We start from the raw sequence: 17,962 nt of genomic DNA on the forward strand, positions 1-17,962 counted from the left end.
CCCCATGAGCGATCTTGAGATACGGCCCGCCACCGCCGACGATCTCCCGGACATCGTCGCGATGCTCGCCGACGACCCCCTGGGCGCCCAGCGCGAGTCCCCGGACGACCTCACCCCGTACACCGCGGCCTTCGAGCGACTGGCACAGGACCCGAACCAGCATCTGGTCGTGGCCACGCGTGGCACCAAGGTCGTCGGCACCCTTCAACTCACGATCACTCCCGGGCTCTCCCGGCGCGGTTCCACACGGTCCATCATCGAAGGCGTCCGCATCCACACGGAGGAGCGCGGCAGCGGTCTGGGCACCCGGCTCATCGAATGGGCCGTCGAGGAGTCCCGACGCCAGAACTGCCAGTTGGTGCAGCTGACCTCCGACGCCACGCGCACGGACGCCCACCGCTTCTACGAGCGCCTGGGGTTCGAGGCCTCGCATCTGGGCTTCAAACTCAGCCTCTGAGGGTGCCTCCGGGCCGCCATCACGGCCGCACGACCGGACAGGACGCCGAGGGCACACCCCCGGCGTCCTGTTTCACGTGAAACACCGGATCAGAGGCCGCGCCAGCCCGCCTCGTCGACCCCGCCGGGCACCGCGCCACCCTGCTCGTAAGGCTCCCGGGTGAAGACGAAGGACGCCAGATCAAGGTGGCTCACCGAGCCGTCCGCCCGCCGCACCACACGCAGCTTCTCCCCCGCGTAGTAGCCGTTCAGCCCGATCCACCCACCGTCCGGCAGCGCCCGGAAGGTCGCCCGCCGGCCGGCCCCGCGCAGCGGTTCGAGGACCACACTCCGGTCGGAGCCCAAGCGGAGCCCGTACGCGGTCGTTCCCCAGTACCAGGGGCCCGTGAGCTCCAGCAGCTCCGGGTCGACCTCGGCCGCGGGCAAGGGCCGCCACGGCTCGGGGATCCTGGGCTCGGCATCTGCGACGATCCGTACGAGATCGGCGGCCACCACCGAAATCAGCGGCCCCGAGGTGGCGTTGGCGAGCGCCACCGCCGCCACCCCGTCCTCCACGCTCACCCAGAGACACGCGACGAAACCGGGCAGCGAGCCGGTGTGCCCGATCAGCGTCCGGCCGTCCTTGCGCAGCAGTTGGATACCGAGGCCGTAGCCGCCCTCCCATTCACCGGCTCCCGGCGCCGCAGCCGGCGTACGCATCTCCGCGACGGAAGCCGCGCTGAGCACCCGGTCGTCGCCCTGGGCAAGGAAGCCGGCGAAGCGGCAGAGGTCCTCGGCCGTCGACCAGAGCTGCCCGGCCGGCGCCATCACCCCCAGATCCTCGGACGGTTCGGGCAGCATCACATCGGCCCAGGGGTGCACGGCCCAGCCACCCGCATGGGGAGCCACCGGCTGCGCGCTCGTACGCGACAGCCCCAGAGGCTCCAGGATCTCACCGCTCAGCGCCTCCTCCCAGGACACTCCACGCACCGCCTCGACCAGCGAACCGAGCAGTGTGTAACCGGGGTTGGAGTAGTGGTGGAGGCGCCCCACCGGGTGGACCCGGGGCTCGTCGCCGAGGACATCGGACAGCTCCGGCCGGACGGTCCCGGGGGTCCGCTCCCACCACGGCGCAGGTGTCTCGGCCGCGAGCCCGGCGCTGTGCCCAAGGAGCTGGGCGATGGTCACATCGCCCACGCCCGTACCCGAAAGGTGCTTGTCCAACGGGTCGTTCAGATCCAGCAGTCCCTCGTCCCGGAGCCGCATCACCAGGACCGCGGTGAACACCTTGGTGAGGGAGCCGATCCGGTACTGCGTATCAGCATCCGGGGCATGGCCGTCGACACAGGTGCGCGAGCCGCTCCACACCATCACGCCGTCGCGGGCCACCGCCCCGACGAGAGAGGGCGACCTCCCCTCGGACTGGGCGACGGCAACGCGGTGCAGCAGGGCTCGTTCGGTGCTGGGAAGCAGAACGTCGAAGGGTGAGGTCATGCCCCGATCCAACGCCGTCCCCCCACCGGAGTCGACCACATTTCACGCGGGGCGGACACTCAGCCCGTCGAACTCCCGATCAGGTCTGAGCCATGTCGACAAAGCGGGAGTAGTGGCCCTGGAAGGCCACGGTGATCGTTGCCGTGGGGCCGTTACGGTGCTTGCCCACGATGATGTCCGCCTCGCCCGCGCGCGGCGACTCCTTCTCGTACGCGTCCTCGCGGTGCAGCAGGATCACCATGTCCGCGTCCTGCTCGATGGAGCCGGATTCACGCAGGTCGGAGACCATCGGCTTCTTGTCGGTGCGCTGCTCGGGGCCACGGTTCAGCTGCGAGAGCGCGATCACCGGCAGCTCGAGCTCCTTCGCCAGAAGCTTCAGGTTTCGCGACATGTCCGAAACCTCCTGCTGCCGGCTCTCGGACCGCTTGGAACCGCCCGACTGCATCAGCTGGAGGTAGTCGATGACCACGAGCTTCAGGCCGGCGCGCTGCTTGAGCCGACGGCACTTGGCGCGGATCTCCATCATGGACAGGTTCGGGGAGTCGTCGATGTAGAGCGGGGCCTGCGAGACGTCCGGCATCCTGCGGGCCAACCGGGTCCAGTCCTCGTCCGTCATGGTGCCGGAGCGCATGTGGTGCAGCGCGACCCGGGCTTCCGCCGAGAGAAGGCGCATCGCGATCTCGTTGCGGCCCATTTCGAGGGAGAAGATGACGCTCGGCAGGTTGTGCTTGATGGAGCAGGCCCGGGCGAAGTCCAGGGCGAGAGTCGACTTACCCATGGCGGGACGGGCCGCGATGATGATCATCTGGCCCGGGTGCAGTCCGTTGGTGAGCTGGTCGAGGTCGGTGAAGCCGGTCGGCACACCGGTCATCTCGCCGCTGCGGGAGCCGATCGCCTCGATCTCGTCGAGCGCACCCTCCATGATGTCGCCGAGCGGCAGATAGTCCTCGGTGGTGCGCTGCTCGGTGACCGCGTAGATCTCGGCCTGGGCCGAGTTCACGATCTCGTCGACGTCGCCGTCGGCCGCGTATCCCATCTGCGTGATCTTGGTGCCGGCCTCCACGAGCCGTCGCAGCACAGCACGCTCGTGGACGATCTCCGCGTAGTACGCGGCGTTGGCCGCGGTCGGCACCGACTGGACGAGGGTGTGCAGATACGAGGCACCGCCGACGCGGGTGATCTCGCCGCGCTTGGTGAGCTCGGCGCCGACCGTGATCGGGTCGGCGGGCTCGCCCTTGGCGTACAGGTCGAGGATGGCCGCGTAGACCGTCTCGTGGGCCGGCTTGTAGAAGTCGTGACCCTTGATGATCTCCACGACGTCCGCGATGGCGTCCTTGGAGAGCAACATGCCGCCGAGCACGGACTGCTCGGCGTCGAGGTCCTGCGGGGGCACCCGCTCGAAGCCGGAGAGGCCGCTGTCCCACGGGCCGCTGTCGCTGCCGCGGTCGTGCTGGTCCTCCCGGCCCCGTCCGCGCGCACGGCCCTCGCCGCGGGGTCGTGCGACAGGCAGCCGGTCACTCGGTCCGCTGTCGGCCCAGGGGTCGTCCAGGGGCTCAGGAATGCTCATCAAGCCACCTCATCCCGTCCGCTCCGCGGACCTAGCCGTGCCAATCTTTCTTACGCCACGGCTCGGACAAACAAGAGGCTTTGACTCCGCTTCTGGCGCGTCGGGCGCCGGACCACGGTAGGCCCGCGGGCACCGTCAGCCAATCTGGTTATCCACAGGGCCTGTGGGTGAACGACCAGATGCTGTGGAGAACTCCGCAGAACCTGTGCACGGACCGGGGGACAGCCATGTGGACAAACTCATAACCACCCCCGACCCACAGCCCTGACCTGGCCTTTTTCCATCCACGGGCTGTGGGGGAGAAAAACTTTCCCCTCCGGATCAAGATCAGAACAAACGGCGCACAGTCGAAGGCCGGAGCACCACACTTGTAAGGATCCCAACTACGTTGCATCTCTTACCTGTGGAAGATTAGATTGGCATCCATGACCCAGGCTCCCCCGACCCCCAAGGCCGCCCGCCGGCAGCACGACCGAGAGATCATCTCGCTCGCCTTCCCGGCCTTCGGCGCGCTCGTCGCCGAGCCGCTCTTCCTCATGGTCGACAGCGCCATTGTCGGCCATCTCGGCACGCCGCAACTCGCCGGTCTGGCCATCGCGGCGGCCCTGCTCGCCACCGCCGTGAGCGTCTTCGTCTTCCTCGCCTACGCCACCACGGCCGCCGTCGCCCGCCGCGTAGGAGCCGGCGACCTCAAGGCCGCCATTCGCCAAGGCATGGACGGCATCTGGCTCGCGCTCCTCCTGGGTGGAGCCGTCGTCGCACTCACGCTGCCCACGGCCCCCTGGCTGATCGACCTCTTCGGCGCCTCGGACACCGCCGCCCCGTACGCCATCACCTATCTGCGGATCTCCAGCCTCGGCATCCCCGCCATGCTCGTCGTCCTGGCCGCCACGGGTGTCCTACGCGGCCTCCAGGACACCCGTACACCGCTGTACGTGGCCATCGGCGGCTTCGCGGCCAACGCACTCCTCAACGTGGGCCTCGTGTACGGCGCCGGCATGGGCATCGCCGGCTCCGCATGGGGCACAGTGATCGCACAGTGCGGCATGGCCGTCGCCTATCTTGTCGTGGTCGTCCGAGGCGCCAGACGCCATGGCGCCTCCTTGCGTCCGGACGCGGGCGGCATACGCGCCAGCGCACAAGCGGGCGTCCCGCTCCTCGTCCGCACGCTCTCCCTGCGAGCGGTCCTGATGATCGCCACGGCCGTCGCGGCCCGTATGGGCGACACCGAGGTCGCCGCCCATCAGATCATCCTGGCCCTGTGGAGCCTGATGGCCTTCGCTCTCGACGCGATCGCCATCGCGGGACAGGCCATCATCGGCCGGTATCTCGGCGCCGACGATGCCGAGGGCGCACGACAGGTCTGCCGGCGCATGGTGCAGTGGGGTGTGGTCTCCGGCATCGTGCTGGGCGCACTGATCATCGTCGCCCGCCCGCTCTTCATTCCCCTCTTCACCAGCGACGCCACGGTCCAGGACACCCTGCTCCCCGCCCTGCTGGTCGTCGCCGTGTCCCAGCCGATCTCCGGAGTGGTCTTCGTGCTCGACGGCGTCCTGATGGGCGCGGGCGACGGCCCCTATCTGGCGTGGGCCATGCTGCTCACCCTGGCCGTCTTCGCCCCGGTCGCACTCCTGGTCCCCACCCTGGGCGGTGGACTGACGGCTCTGTGGTGGGCAATGACGCTCATGATGACCGTCCGGATGCTGACGCTCTGGCTGCGATCCCGCTCCGGGCGGTGGATCGTCACAGGAGCCACCCGCTGACGTGTTTCACGTGAAACGGCGGAAGGGCCGCACCCCGAGGGGTGCGGCCCTTCCGTACTGCTGAGAGCAGCGTTACGCGGCGACAACCTCGACGCCGAGCTTCGCGGCAACCTCGGGGTGCAGACGCACGGACACCTGGTGCGAGCCCAGGGTCTTGATCGGCGAACCGAGCTCGACGCGACGCTTGTCGACGTCGGGGCCACCCGCGGACTTGATCGCCGTGGCGATGTCGGCCGGGGTCACGGAGCCGAAGAGGCGGCCGGCGTCGCCGGAGCGAACGGCCAGACGCACCTTCACGCCCTCGAGCTGGGCCTTGACCTCGTTGGCCTGCTCGATGGTCGCGATCTCGTGGATCTTGCGGGCGCGGCGGATCTGCGCCACGTCCTTCTCGCCACCCTTGGTCCAGCGGATCGCGAAACCACGCGGGACCAGGTAGTTGCGAGCGTAACCGTCCTTGACGTCGACGACATCGCCGGCGGCACCGAGGCCAGAGACCTCGTGGGTCAGGATGATCTTCATTAGTTGGTCACCCTTCCCTTATCGCGCGGTGGACGTGTAGGGCAGCAGCGCCATCTCACGGCTGTTCTTCACGGCCGTGGCGACGTCACGCTGGTGCTGCGTGCAGTTGCCGGTGACGCGGCGGGCACGGATCTTGCCGCGGTCGGAAATGAACTTCCGCAGCATGTTCGTGTCCTTGTAGTCCACGTACGCGGTCTTGTCCTTGCAGAACGCGCAGACCTTCTTCTTAGGCTTGCGCACAGGCGGCTTCGCCATGGTGTTTCTCCTGTGTGATCAAGAAGTTTGGGTACGAGCTTCTTCCAGGGGAGTGCCCTAGAAGGGAGGCTCGTCCGAGTAGCCGCCGCCGCTGGAGTTTCCACCCCAGCCGCCTCCGCCGCCCTGCTGCTGGCCGCCACCGGCCGGCGCGCTGGTCGCCCACGGGTCGTCGGCGGGAGCACCGCCACCACCCTGCTGGCCACCACCGGAGCTTCCGCCCCAGCTGCCGCCGCCCTGCTGCTGGCCGCCACCGCCGCCGTAGCCACCCTGGCCACCGCGACCCGTGGTCTTGGTGACCTTGGCCGTGGCGTTCTTGAGGCTGGGGCCGACTTCCTCGACGTCCAGCTCGTAGACCGTGCGCTTGACGCCCTCGCGGTCCTCATAGGACCGCTGCTTCAGCCGGCCCTGCACGACAACGCGCATGCCTCGCTGGAGCGACTCGGCGACGTTCTCCGCCGCCTGACGCCAGACCGAGCAGGTCAGGAACAGGCTCTCGCCGTCCTTCCACTCATTGGTCTGACGGTCGAAGGTGCGGGGGGTGGACGCGATACGGAACTTCGCGACCGCCGCACCGGACGGGGTGAAGCGCAGCTCGGGGTCGTCGACAAGATTGCCGACGACCGTGATGACGGTCTCGCCTGCCATTGGGTGAACCTCTCGGCGGGATTGCTTCTGGCTGCTTACTGCTACTCGAACCCGATGACCTCTGAGCTAGGTGCTCAGTGGGTCTCGGGACGGAGGACCTTGGTCCGGAGGACCGACTCGTTCAGGTTCATCTGGCGGTCGAGCTCCTTGACGACCGCAGGCTCGGCCTGCAGGTCGATGACCGAGTAGATGCCCTCGGGCTTCTTCTTGATCTCGTAGGCGAGACGACGACGGCCCCAGGTGTCGACCTTCTCGACCTTTCCGTTGCCCTCACGGACGACAGAAAGGAAGTTCTCGATCAGCGGGGAGACAGCGCGCTCCTCGAGATCGGGGTCGAGGATGACCATCACCTCGTAGTGACGCATGTGGAACCCACCTCCTTTGGACTCAGCGGCCACGGTCGTTCCGTGGCAGGAGGGTCGTGATGCGTAAGCAACGGTATCGGCCGCCACTGACAATCCCCCTCGGCGAGCGAGGAGGCCGTCGGGGCCCTGGATGGACCTGGGCAGACACCGGTGCAGACCGTACAGACTACCTGCACACCGGCTTCCGGTTGAAATCCGGTGGTGAGGGGACGCAATCTGTACACAGCGGATGTCGGCGGCGCTAGGATGCGCCGCCTTCCCGGAAGCCACGCCAGGAGGTGCCCCATGGCACAGGCAATGCGACCCGACCCCGGACATTCCCTTCTCGCCACCGACGGCAAGCCCCACCCGCTCCAGGACACGCTGGTCGGGGTGACTCTCTTCCTCGGAGTCCTCTCCTTCATCACCGCCCAGTTCCACGACCTCCACGTTCTGGCTTCTTGGGCAGGACTGATCGGGATCGGGACGGGCGCGTTCGGACAGTTCATCTCGGTGACCACGAGGGAACGCTTCGCCTTGATCGTCGGGCTCGGTGCCTCGGCCGTCGGCTTCTATCTCGGCATGTTCTACGGAGGCCTCGCCTGAGCCATCTCGGGCCGGCCACCGGCCAAGGGACACACGCACAATCGGGGCGCTCCCCGGTCACAGTAGGCTTCGGCGCGAGAGCCGGAGCCCCTGACCGATGGGGACACACCTGCCGAGGAGCGCCCCGCATGAGCCTGACCCTGAGGACCATCAGCCGTGAGCAGCATCTGGCATTCATCCAGAGCCAGCCCGCGGCGAGCCACTGCCAGGTCCCGGCGTGGGCTGATGTGAAGACCGAGTGGCGCTCGGAGAACCTGGGTTGGTTCGACAAGTCCGGTGAACTCGTCGGCGCGGGCCTCGTCCTCTACCGCCAGCTGCCGAAGATCAAGCGCTACCTGGCCTATCTGCCCGAGGGCCCGGTCATCAACTGGTACGCCCCCAACCTCGACGACTGGCTGCAGCCGATGCTCGCGCATCTCAAGCAGCAGGGCGCCTTCTCCGTGAAGATGGGCCCGCCGGTCGTCATCCGGCGTTGGGACTCCGCCGCCATCAAGTCCGGTATCCAGGACCCGGACGTGAAGCGTCTGAAGGACGTCGAGGCCTCGCACATCGAGCCGCGTGCCTTCGAAGTCGCCGACCGACTGCGGAAGATGGGCTGGCAGCAGGGCGAGGACGGCGGCGCCGGCTTCGGCGACGTCCAGCCCCGCTACGTCTTCCAGGTGCCCCTCGCGAACCGCTCCCTCGACGATGTCCTCAAGGGCTTCAACCAGCTGTGGCGCCGCAACATCAAGAAGGCCGACAAGGCCGGCGTCGAGGTGGTCCAGGGCGGCTACGAGGACCTCGCCGAGTGGCAGCGGCTGTACGAGATCACGGCCGTCCGCGACCACTTCCGCCCGCGCCCGCTCTCGTACTTCCAGCGCATGTGGACCGTCCTCAACAACGAGGACCCCAATCGCATGCGGCTGTACTTCGCCCGCCACAACGGGGTGAACCTGTCCGCGGCCACCATGCTCGTGGTCGGCGGGCACGTCTGGTACTCGTACGGAGCATCGGACAACATCGGCCGCGAGGTCCGGCCCTCGAACGCGATGCAGTGGCGGATGCTGCGCGACGCCTACGCGATGGGCGCGACCGTCTACGACCTGCGGGGCATCTCGGACTCGCTCGACGAGACCGACCACCTCTTCGGCCTGATCCAGTTCAAGGTCGGCACGGGCGGCGAAGCGGTGGAGTACGTCGGCGAATGGGACTTCCCGCTCAACAAGCTCCTGCACAAGGCGCTCGACATCTACATGTCGCGCCGCTGACGGTTGCGTAGTCTCGTACGTAATCTCGTAGGTCTCGTACATACCTTTGATACACCGCAGCCATCAGAAAGGTTCCGGGCCGACCATGGCGCTCTCCCTCTACGTCGACACCGCTCGCTGGCGGGCGCACCAGAAGTCCGTGATCGACCAGTTCCCCGGACTGATCCCGGTCTGCAAGGGGAACGGCTACGGATTCGGCCATGAGCGGCTGGCCGACGAGGCGGCGCGCTTCGGCTCGGACATGCTGGCCGTCGGCACCACGTACGAGGCCGCCAAGATCAAGGACTGGTTCGGCGGCGACCTGCTCGTCCTCACCCCGTTCCGGCGGGGCGAGGAGCCGGTGCCGCTGCCGGACCGGGTGATTCGCTCCGTGTCGTCCGTGGACGGCGTGCACGCCCTCGTGGGTGCACGGGTCGTCATCGAGTGCATGAGCTCGATGAAGCGCCACGGCATCCTCGAGGAGGACCTCGGCCGGCTGCACGCCGCCATCGAGGACGTACGGCTCGAGGGCTTCGCGCTCCACCTGCCCCTGGACCGCACCGACGGCACCGACGCGGTCGAGGAGGTCATCGCCTGGATGGACCGCCTGCGGGCCGCCAGGCTGCCGCTGCACACCATGTTCGTGAGCCATCTGCGGGCCGAGGAGCAGGCCAGGCTCCAGCAGCAGTTCCCGCAGACCCGGTTCCGCGCCCGGATCGGCACCCGGCTCTGGCTGGGCGACCACGAGGCGACCGAGTACCGGGGCGCCGTCCTGGACGTCACCCGCGTCTCCAAGGGCGACCGCTTCGGCTACCGCCAGCAGAAGGCCGCCTCCGACGGCTGGCTGGTGGTCGTCGCAGGCGGAACCTCGCACGGAGTGGGCCTGGAGGCCCCCAAGGCGATGCACGGTGTCATGCCGCGCGCCAAGGGCGTGGCCCGTGCCGGCCTCGCGACCGTCAACCGGAACCTTTCGCCGTTCGTCTGGGCCGGCAAGCAGCGCTGGTTCGCCGAGCCGCCGCACATGCAGGTGTCGATCCTGTTCGTCCCGGCCGACGCCCAGGAGCCGAAGGTCGGCGACGAGCTGGTGGCCCACCTGCGGCACACCACCACGCAGTTCGACCGTCTCGTCGAGCGCTGAGCCTCCAGCAGCCCCCAGGCGCCCCCGGGAGGCCGCTGGAGCCCGCGCGAGTCCCCCGCTACTCCCGCGGAACTCCCCACTCCACCCGTGGGCCGTCCACGGCCATGGCCGCGTGCCGCGCCGGGTGAGCGGCCCTGCCCCGTACGAAGACGTCCTCAGCGCCGTCCAGGACACCCCCTGAGGGGTCGTCCGAGCCGTCCTGCCGTACCGCGTCCCGCTCCGGCGCCAGGATGTCCCGCACGATCACGGCGCACAGGTAGAGCGTGCCGAGGATGTGCAGGACGACGGCGAAGTGGTAGCCGTCCGTCGGCAGGCCCTGCTTGTTGCCGCTCATGGTGAAGGCCAGGTACATCCAGATACCGAGGAAGTACATGACCTCGCAGGCCTGCCAGATCAGGAAGTCGCGCCAGCGCGGCCGGGCCAGCGCGGCCAGCGGAATGAGCCACAGGACGTACTGCGGCGAGTACACCTTGTTCGTCAGCACAAACGCGGCCACGACCAGGAACGCGAGCTGGACGAAGCGGGGCCGGCGGGGTGCCGTGAGCGTCAGGACACCGAGACCCGCGCAGGCGAGCAGCATCAGCAGGATCGCGAACGTGTTCGCCGTACTCGGCGTGATCGGCTCACCACTGCGCTGGCTGATCAGCAGCCAGAACGACCCGAAGTCGACGTTCCGGTCGGTGCTGAAGGTGTAGAACTGCTTCCACCCCTCGGGCGCGAGCAGCATGATCGGCAGATTCACCACGAGCCAGGCCCCCGCCGCACCGAGCAGCGCCGCCCCGTACTCCCGCCACCGCCAGGCCCGCCAGCACAGCAGCAGCAGCGGGCCGAGGAGCAGGGCCGGATAGAACTTGGCGGCCGTCGCGAGGCCGATCAGGATGCCGAACGCGAGCGGACGGCCTCGTGACCACATCAGGATCGCGGCGCAGGTCAGCGCGACGGCCAGCAGATCCCAGTTGACGGTGGCGGTGAGTGCGAACGCGGGGGCCAGGGCGACGAGCAGGGCGTCCCAGGGCCGGCGACGGTGAGTTCGGGCGACACAGACGGCCATGACGGCGGCGCAGACCATGAGCATGGCCGCGTTGACCATCCAGAAGACCTGCTCACGGTGCATCAAGTCGCTGCCGCCCGGCGTGAGCCAGGCCGCGACCTGCATGAACAGACCGGTCAGGACCGGGTACTCCAGGAACTCTATGTCGCTGTTCAGGCGGTCGAAGTACGGCACCATGCCTTCGGCGAACCCGCGCCCCGCGAAGAGGTGCGGGATGTCGGAGTAGCAGGCGTGGGTGTACTGGGACGTGGTGCCCCGGAACCATGCCCAGTCGTAACACGGGATCTTCTGCACCATCCCGAGGGCAAACATCCCGATGGCCACCAGTGCGATCACCCGCACAGGGGTGAGGGCACTGGTACCGAGCAGCGCCCGGCGGCCGATCGGCCCGCCGATCAGTTCACTGCCCGCCGCCGCGACCTCGTCGCGCTGGGTGGGGCACACCACCGGCGGGTCCTGCGGGCGGTCCTGAGACGGACTCGTCTTGTGGAGGCTCGGCATGGGGGACATCCTGCCGTACGTCCCCGGGAAACGGTGAGGGCCGCCGTGCCCGGCCACGCACCTGGGGTACGTGTCGGGTACGGCGGCCCTCAGGGCCGTGCCGGGCGGGGCCGGCGGGCGGATCAGCCGCCGCTCAGCCCCCAGGTTCCACCGTTCGGCCTGCCTCCACCGCTGTCGTCGGTGGCGGTCGGCGTGGGTGACGACGGCGTCGAGGTCGCACCGCCGTCGGAGGCCCCGCCGTTGTCGTTGCCCGAGGTGGCGCCACCGTCCTGCCCGCCGTTGTCGTCGCACGGCCAGTCCCAGACATCACAGGTCTTGCCAGGCTTCGGCGAGTTGCTGGGCCTCGTCGAAGGGGTCTGCGACGGGGTGGAGGAGGGCGTCTCGGAAGGTGTCTGCGAGGGCGTCGGCGTGGGGCTGGTCAGACCGCCACCGAAGACCGGGTCGACATCCAGGTCCTCCGGCTCCGGGAAGGACTTGACCTCGACGCCCTTGTGCGCGGCGGTCATGTAGTTGTGCCAGATCTGGGACGGGAACGAGGAACCGTGGATCTTCGGCTGGTCACCCGTGCCGTACATCTCCTCGAACTTGCGGCCCTGCTTGGTCTCGTCGTCGTCGAAGCGGTACATGTCGATCGCCGTCGACAGCTGCGGGGTGTAGCCCACGAACCACGCCGACTCGTTGCCGTCGGTCGTACCGGTCTTGCCGGCGGCCTTCCGGTCGTCCAGCTTGGCCTTCTTACCGGTGCCCTTCTCGACGACGTCCGTGAGGACATCAGTGATGTTGCTGGCCACGGCGGTGGAGAAGGCACGCTCCGGCTTGGCCTCGTGCTTGTAGATGACCTCGCCCTTCTCCTTCACTTCCTTCACGGAGTACGGGTCGTTCTGCTCACCGTTGTTCGCGAAGGTCGCGTAGGAACCGGCCATCCGGATCGCGCTCGGCGAGGAGATACCGAGCGAGAACGACGGCACCTCGCCCTTCACCAGCGAGGTCTCCAGGAGACCCGCCTTCTTGGCGGCCTGGCGGACATTGTCGATGCCGACGTCCATGCCGAGCTGCACGAAGGGCGAGTTGAGGGACTTGATCATCGCCAGCCGGAGATCGGCCTTCTTGACGCTCGAGTTCTCATCGTTGTTCTGGAGCCACGGCTTCCCGTTCTCGTCCCGCCAGACCGAGCCGTCGTAGTTCTTGACCTTGTAGTCGTCCACGCCGCTGTAGAAGGTCTTGTCGGGGTCGACCACGGTCCGGACGGAGGGGTCCTTGGGGTCGCGCACACCGTCGGTCATGGCCGCCGCGAGAACGAAGGGCTTGAAGGTCGATCCGACCTTGGCGCCGGTCTCGTCCGCGTTGTTGGTGAAGTGCTTGGTGGCGTCGGTGCCGCCGTAGATGGCGACGATCGCACCGTCCTTGGGGTCGACCGACGCACCGCCGAACTGGACGTGGGTGTCCGTCTTCGGTCGCTTCTTCGGGTCGATGTACCCGTCGTAGATCTTCGTGACGGCGTCCTCGAGAGCCTTGACCTTCTTCTTGTCGAAGGTCGTGTAGATCTCGTATCCGCCCTCGGCGAGCTTCTTCACGTCCATGCCCGGATGGTTGTTGATGAAGTTGGCCTTGGCCGTGCTCACCAGATAGCCGATCTGGCCGGTCAGCTGGGCGCTCTTCTTCGGCGGCTGCACCTTGGGGAACGTCGGGTACTTCGCCATTTCCTCCGGCTTGAGGCGGCCGTCCTTGACCATCTCGTTGAGGATCCAGTCCCAGCGCTCGGTGGCCCGCTTCAGGTTCGCCTGCGGCGTCGCCCTCGGGTCGATGTCGGTGGAACCCGCCGGGTCGTAGTAGGTCGCACCCTTGAGCAGGGAGGCGAGGAAGGCGGACTCGCTGACGTTGAGCTTGTCTGCGTCCTTGTTGAAGTACGTCCGGGCCGCGGCCTGGATGCCGTAGGCACCGCGACCGTAGTACGCGGTGTTCAGATAGCCCGCCATGATGTCGGGCTTCTCCATCTCGGCGCCGACCTTTATGGAGATGAAGAGCTCCTGGACCTTTCGCGTCAGGGTCTGCGACTGGTCGTTGAGCATGTTGTTCTTCACGAACTGCTGGGTGATGGTCGAGCCACCCTGGGTCTGCCCGCCCTTGGCCATGTTCCAGACGGCACGGCCGATACCCATCGGGTCGATGCCCGAGTCCTTCTCGAACGTCTTGTTCTCGGCCGAGATCACCGCGTCCTGCATGTGCTTCGGGATCTTCTCGATCCCGATGATCTGGCGGTTGACCTCACCACCGGTCGCGGCCATCTGAGAGCCGTCGGCCCAGTAGTAGACGTTGTTCTGCGCCGTGGCGGCGTCGGCCGGCTCGGGGATCACCACCTGCGAGTACGCGATCGTCGCCGCACCCATCATGCCGCCGAAGAACACCAGGCAGAGGCCGGTGACGAGCTTCCACGAGGGCATCCAGCGACGCCAGCCGTACTTGCCGTACCGCGGGTAGTCGATCATCCGCTTCTTGCCCGGCGGGCGGTCCCCGCCACGGCCGCGGCCCGGACCGCCCTGGCCTCCGCCGCCACCACCGCGCCGGCCGCCGCCGGCACCGCCGGCACCGCCTCCGTCGGGGGAACGCCGACGGCTGCCGCCGCGCTGTGCCGCGCGACGGGCCTCGGCCCGCCCTCCGTAGGTTCGCTCCTCTTCGTACCCTGACGAAGGGGATCCCGTACTCACGTCCCGCGACTGGGCTGACCTGCGGCCCGTGGGCTGCTGGGCAGCGCGTCGGGCCGCCGCACGGCCGCCACTCGGCGGCTGCGACTGCGGCATTTTGCGACGGTGCTCGCTCATCGAACGACTACTCCTCGGGCAGGCGCGTACGCCTGGAAGCGGCAGTTGAGTTCCGGTCCCCCCGAAATACGGACGGCCGAGCCTCATCGAAGACTCCTCCGTACCGCAGCCGGTCACCCGCATCACTGACGCCCGGCGGCGTCGCTCGGTTCCCGGTGCTCTGCATGCCGCACAGACTACGCACGGTCAAAACCTGCCTAGCGGCGAAGTTCACCCCAAATCAGGCAACTCAATTGCTGTGAATTGACGATGTGATGCCGGTCACTGTGGCCCCACTTGTCGCAGGAGAGCGGCCGTTCTATCGTCATGATGTATCGAGTCGATACATCAGTGCGGCATAAGGGCCCTGAAGGCGGAGGAGGCGGCGGATGAGCAGACGCTCGGGAATCCTCGAGTTCGCCGTCCTCGGCCTGCTCCGAGAAGCACCCATGCACGGGTACGAGCTGCGCAAGCGGCTCAACACCTCGCTGGGCATCTTCCGTGCCTTCAGCTACGGGACCCTCTATCCCTGCCTCAAGACGCTGGTCGCCAACGGCTGGTTGATCGAGGAGCCGGGAAGCGCTCCCGAGGACGCTCTCGCCGCTTCACTCGCAGGGCGCCGCGCCAAGATCGTCTATCGGTTGACGGGCGAAGGTAAGGAGCACTTCGAAGAGCTCCTTTCCCACACCGGCCCGGACACCTGGGAGGACGAACACTTCGCCGCCCGCTTCGCCTTCTTCGGTCAGACCGAGCGCGAGGTGCGGATGCGAGTACTGGAAGGACGCCGCAGTCGGCTGGAGGAGCGTCTGGAGAAGATGCGCGCCTCTCTCGCCCGTACACGCGAGCGCCTCGACGACTACACGCTTGAGCTGCAGCGCCACGGTATGGAGTCCGTGGAGCGCGAAGTGCGCTGGCTGAACGAGCTCATCGAGAGCGAGCGGGCGGGGCGGGATCAGCGATCCGGCCCCGACGCCCCCGAGGGCGCCGCTCGGCACGACAACGATTCTGGAGAAACGGGCGGCCTGCCCCGGCACGGGGGCAGTACCCGGCCGGATCCGTCCGACGACACCGCCAAGTGAAACCCTGCATCCCGCAGGGCTTCCACGATCACACAGGGAGCAACCGGAAATGGGTTCGGTTCGCGTAGCCATCGTCGGCGTGGGCAACTGCGCCGCCTCACTGGTGCAGGGCGTCGAGTACTACAAGGACGCCGACCCGGCGGCCAAGGTGCCCGGCCTGATGCACGTCCAGTTCGGCGACTACCACGTCGGTGACGTCGAGTTCGTCGCCGCGTTCGACGTCGACGCCAAGAAGGTCGGTCTCGACCTCTCCGACGCCATCGGCGCCAGCGAGAACAACACCATCAAGATCTGCGACGTCCCGAACACGGGCGTCACGGTCCAGCGCGGCCACACCCTCGACGGCCTCGGCAAGTACTACCGCATGACCATCGAGGAGTCCGCCGAGGCTCCCGTGGACGTCGTCCAGGTCCTCAAGGACAAGCAGGTCGACGTGCTCGTCTGCTACCTGCCCGTGGGCTCCGAGGACGCCGCGAAGTTCTACGCGCAGTGCGCCATCGACGCCAAGGTCGCGTTCGTCAACGCTCTTCCGGTCTTCATCGCCGGCACCAAGGAGTGGGCGGACAAGTTCACCGAGGCCGGTGTCCCGATCGTCGGTGACGACATCAAGTCCCAGGTCGGCGCCACCATCACGCACCGCGTGATGGCGAAGCTGTTCGAGGACCGCGGTGTCCGTCTTGAGCGCACCATGCAGCTCAACGTCGGCGGCAACATGGACTTCAAGAACATGCTCGAGCGCGACCGCCTCGAGTCCAAGAAGATCTCGAAGACGCAGGCCGTCACCTCGCAGATCCCCGACCGTGAGCTGGGCGAGAAGAACGTCCACATCGGTCCGTCGGACTACGTGGCCTGGCTGGACGACCGCAAGTGGGCGTACGTCCGCCTGGAGGGTCGCGCCTTCGGTGACGTTCCGCTGAACCTGGAGTACAAGCTCGAGGTGTGGGACTCCCCGAACTCGGCCGGTGTCATCATCGACGCCCTGCGCGCCGCGAAGATCGCCAAGGACCGGGGCATCGGTGGCCCGATCCTCTCGGCGTCCTCGTACTTCATGAAGTCCCCGCCGGTGCAGTACTTCGACGACGAGGCCTTCGCCAACGTCGAGAAGTTCATCAAGGGCGAGGTCGAGCGCTAAGACGCCGATCGAGTTCATCGATCGAGGGTCCCCGGTCTTTCGCCCGGGGGCCCTCTTCGTATGTGAGTCTTGCTGCCATGTCCGTCGTACGTGATCTGCGCGTACTCCTGCGCCTGACGAACTTCCGCCGCCTTCTGGCCGTCCGCCTGCTCTCGCAGTGCGCCGACGGCGTCTACCAGGTGGCGCTGGCCACGTACGTCGTCTTCTCCCCCGAGAAGCAGGCCTCTCCTGCCGCCATCGCCTCGGCCATGGCCGTGCTCCTGCTCCCGTACTCCCTCGTCGGCCCCTTCGCCGGAGTCCTCCTGGACCGCTGGCAGCGACGCCAGGTCTTCCTCTACGGGAATCTGCTGCGAACGCTCCTCGCCTGCGGAACGGCCGTACTGATGCTGGCCTCCGTGCCCGATTGGCTCTTCTACGCCTCGGCCCTCTCGGTGACCGCCGTCAACCGCTTCGTCCTCGCAGGCCTCTCCGCCGCACTGCCCCGGGTCGTCGACGCCGAACGGCTGGTCGTGGCCAACTCCCTCTCGCCGACCGCCGGCACCGTAGCGGCGACGGTGGGAGGAGGTCTGGCTTTCGGGGTACGCCTGATCTCCGAGGACTCCGACGCCGCGGTCGTGGTCCTGGGCGCTCTCCTCTATCTCTGCGCCGCCCTCGCCTCCCTGCGGATGCCTCGCGAGCTCCTCGGCCCCGACCCGGACATGGTCCAGCCCCGGCTCGGTGCCGCGCTGGCTTCGACGGCCCGCGGCCTCATGGACGGGCTGCGCCATCTGGCCGAGCGGCGTCCCGCGGCTCGTGCGCTGGCGGCGATGACGTTGATGCGCTTCTGCTACGGCGGGCTGACGGTGGCCGTGCTGATGCTCTGCCGCTATGCCTGGAGCACCACGGAGTCCGAGGGGCTGGCGCTGCTGGGACTGGCCGTCGGTATCTCGGGCGCCGGCTTCTTCGCGGCCGCCGTCGTCTCGCCCTGGGCGATGGGGCAGCTCGGCGCCTTCGGGTGGATGGCCCTGTGTGCGGCTTCTGCCGCCGTTCTGGTGCCCGCGCTGGGGCTGCCCTTCGCTCAGACTCCGCTGCTGATCGCGGCGTTCGTCCTCGGGCTCACCACGCAGGGAGCCAAGATCGCAACAGACACGGTGGTGCAGACGTCGGTGGACGACGCCTACCGCGGGCGAGTCTTCTCGCTCTACGACGTCCTCTTCAACGTCGCCTTCGTCGGTGCAGCCGCCGTCGCGGCGCTGATGCTCCCGCCGGACGGCCGGTCCGCCCCGCTCGTCATGTTGGTGGCCGTGGTCTATGCGGCCACCGCCGCGATGCTGCTGCACCGACGGAAAGAGGGGTGATGTTTCACGTGAAACATCACCCCTCCGGATCCCCGCTCCGTCGATGTTTCACGTGAAACATCGACGGACCCG

General features: G+C 67.8%; 16 protein-coding genes. 8 read left to right on the forward strand and 8 right to left on the reverse strand.

The features are described 5' to 3' along the window. Window positions 1-4 precede the first annotated feature (4 nt). The gene (locus ACZ561_RS21495; RefSeq protein WP_470997432.1) at window positions 5-457 is read left to right on the forward strand and encodes a GNAT family N-acetyltransferase; all 453 of its coding nucleotides are present in this window, start codon (window positions 5-7) and stop codon (window positions 455-457) included. Between the two features lie 89 nt (window positions 458-546). Here the strand turns inward: ACZ561_RS21495 and ACZ561_RS21500 are convergent, their stop codons facing one another. Further along, window positions 547-1,929, reverse strand: a complete 1,383-nt coding sequence (locus ACZ561_RS21500; RefSeq protein ID WP_470997434.1) for a serine hydrolase domain-containing protein — start codon at window positions 1,927-1,929, stop codon at window positions 547-549. 79 nt (window positions 1,930-2,008) lie between these two features. Continuing rightward, window positions 2,009-3,496 carry a replicative DNA helicase gene (gene dnaB / locus ACZ561_RS21505; protein ID WP_376446632.1) on the reverse strand — a complete coding sequence of 496 codons (1,488 nt, stop codon included), beginning with the start codon at window positions 3,494-3,496 and terminating at the stop codon, window positions 2,009-2,011. Window positions 3,497-3,921: 425 nt separating this feature from the next. Here dnaB and ACZ561_RS21510 point away from each other — a divergent pair, with 425 nt between their 5' ends. Further along, on the forward strand, window positions 3,922-5,259 hold the full coding sequence (locus ACZ561_RS21510) for an MATE family efflux transporter (protein WP_470997438.1): 1,338 nt from the start codon (window positions 3,922-3,924) through the stop codon (window positions 5,257-5,259). Window positions 5,260-5,331: 72 nt separating this feature from the next. Here the strand turns inward: ACZ561_RS21510 and rplI are convergent, their stop codons facing one another. The 4 genes from rplI to rpsF form a co-directional block, all read right to left on the reverse strand. Beyond that, window positions 5,332-5,778, reverse strand: coding sequence for a 50S ribosomal protein L9 (rplI, locus tag ACZ561_RS21515; RefSeq protein WP_356887286.1), 447 nt, complete (start codon window positions 5,776-5,778; stop codon window positions 5,332-5,334). An 18-nt stretch (window positions 5,779-5,796) separates the two neighbouring features. Next, window positions 5,797-6,033 carry a 30S ribosomal protein S18 gene (gene rpsR / locus ACZ561_RS21520; RefSeq protein WP_005315025.1) on the reverse strand — a complete coding sequence of 79 codons (237 nt, stop codon included), beginning with the start codon at window positions 6,031-6,033 and terminating at the stop codon, window positions 5,797-5,799. A gap of 57 nt (window positions 6,034-6,090) precedes the next feature. Continuing rightward, window positions 6,091-6,678 carry a single-stranded DNA-binding protein gene (locus ACZ561_RS21525; protein ID WP_376439095.1) on the reverse strand — a complete coding sequence of 196 codons (588 nt, stop codon included), beginning with the start codon at window positions 6,676-6,678 and terminating at the stop codon, window positions 6,091-6,093. A 74-nt stretch (window positions 6,679-6,752) separates the two neighbouring features. After that, window positions 6,753-7,043: a 30S ribosomal protein S6 gene (gene rpsF, locus ACZ561_RS21530; protein WP_004950685.1), complete on the reverse strand. Its 291-nt coding sequence runs from the start codon at window positions 7,041-7,043 to the stop codon at window positions 6,753-6,755. A gap of 285 nt (window positions 7,044-7,328) precedes the next feature. On the opposite strand from rpsF, the gene ACZ561_RS21535 reads away from it, so the two are divergent. The 3 genes from ACZ561_RS21535 to ACZ561_RS21545 all read left to right on the forward strand — a co-directional run bounded on the left by ACZ561_RS21535 (window position 7,329) and on the right by ACZ561_RS21545 (window position 9,992). Further along, complete coding sequence (locus tag ACZ561_RS21535; protein ID WP_376439093.1) at window positions 7,329-7,628, forward strand: hypothetical protein; 300 nt, start codon at window positions 7,329-7,331, stop codon at window positions 7,626-7,628. A gap of 128 nt (window positions 7,629-7,756) precedes the next feature. Further along, on the forward strand, window positions 7,757-8,875 hold the full coding sequence (locus tag ACZ561_RS21540; RefSeq protein ID WP_361435418.1) for a lipid II:glycine glycyltransferase FemX: 1,119 nt from the start codon (window positions 7,757-7,759) through the stop codon (window positions 8,873-8,875). Window positions 8,876-8,960: 85 nt separating this feature from the next. Beyond that, window positions 8,961-9,992, forward strand: coding sequence for an alanine racemase (locus ACZ561_RS21545; RefSeq protein ID WP_376439089.1), 1,032 nt, complete (start codon window positions 8,961-8,963; stop codon window positions 9,990-9,992). A gap of 58 nt (window positions 9,993-10,050) precedes the next feature. On the opposite strand, the gene ACZ561_RS21550 is transcribed toward ACZ561_RS21545, so the two are convergent. Both ACZ561_RS21550 and ACZ561_RS21555 read right to left on the reverse strand, forming a co-directional pair. Next, the gene (locus ACZ561_RS21550) at window positions 10,051-11,544 is read right to left on the reverse strand and encodes a glycosyltransferase family 87 protein (protein ID WP_470997444.1); all 1,494 of its coding nucleotides are present in this window, start codon (window positions 11,542-11,544) and stop codon (window positions 10,051-10,053) included. Between the two features lie 122 nt (window positions 11,545-11,666). Then, window positions 11,667-14,363: a transglycosylase domain-containing protein gene (locus ACZ561_RS21555; protein ID WP_470997446.1), complete on the reverse strand. Its 2,697-nt coding sequence runs from the start codon at window positions 14,361-14,363 to the stop codon at window positions 11,667-11,669. Window positions 14,364-14,731: 368 nt separating this feature from the next. Here ACZ561_RS21555 and ACZ561_RS21560 point away from each other — a divergent pair, with 368 nt between their 5' ends. The 3 genes from ACZ561_RS21560 to ACZ561_RS21570 all read left to right on the forward strand — a co-directional run bounded on the left by ACZ561_RS21560 (window position 14,732) and on the right by ACZ561_RS21570 (window position 17,890). Then, window positions 14,732-15,421, forward strand: a complete 690-nt coding sequence (locus ACZ561_RS21560; RefSeq protein ID WP_376439081.1) for a PadR family transcriptional regulator — start codon at window positions 14,732-14,734, stop codon at window positions 15,419-15,421. A gap of 49 nt (window positions 15,422-15,470) precedes the next feature. Next, the gene (locus ACZ561_RS21565) at window positions 15,471-16,553 is read left to right on the forward strand and encodes an inositol-3-phosphate synthase (protein WP_470997448.1); all 1,083 of its coding nucleotides are present in this window, start codon (window positions 15,471-15,473) and stop codon (window positions 16,551-16,553) included. A gap of 77 nt (window positions 16,554-16,630) precedes the next feature. Further along, complete coding sequence (locus ACZ561_RS21570; RefSeq protein WP_470997451.1) at window positions 16,631-17,890, forward strand: MFS transporter; 1,260 nt, start codon at window positions 16,631-16,633, stop codon at window positions 17,888-17,890. The last annotated feature ends 72 nt before the right edge of the window (window positions 17,891-17,962 follow it).

The organism is Streptomyces sp. NPDC039609 (assembly GCF_055596705.1).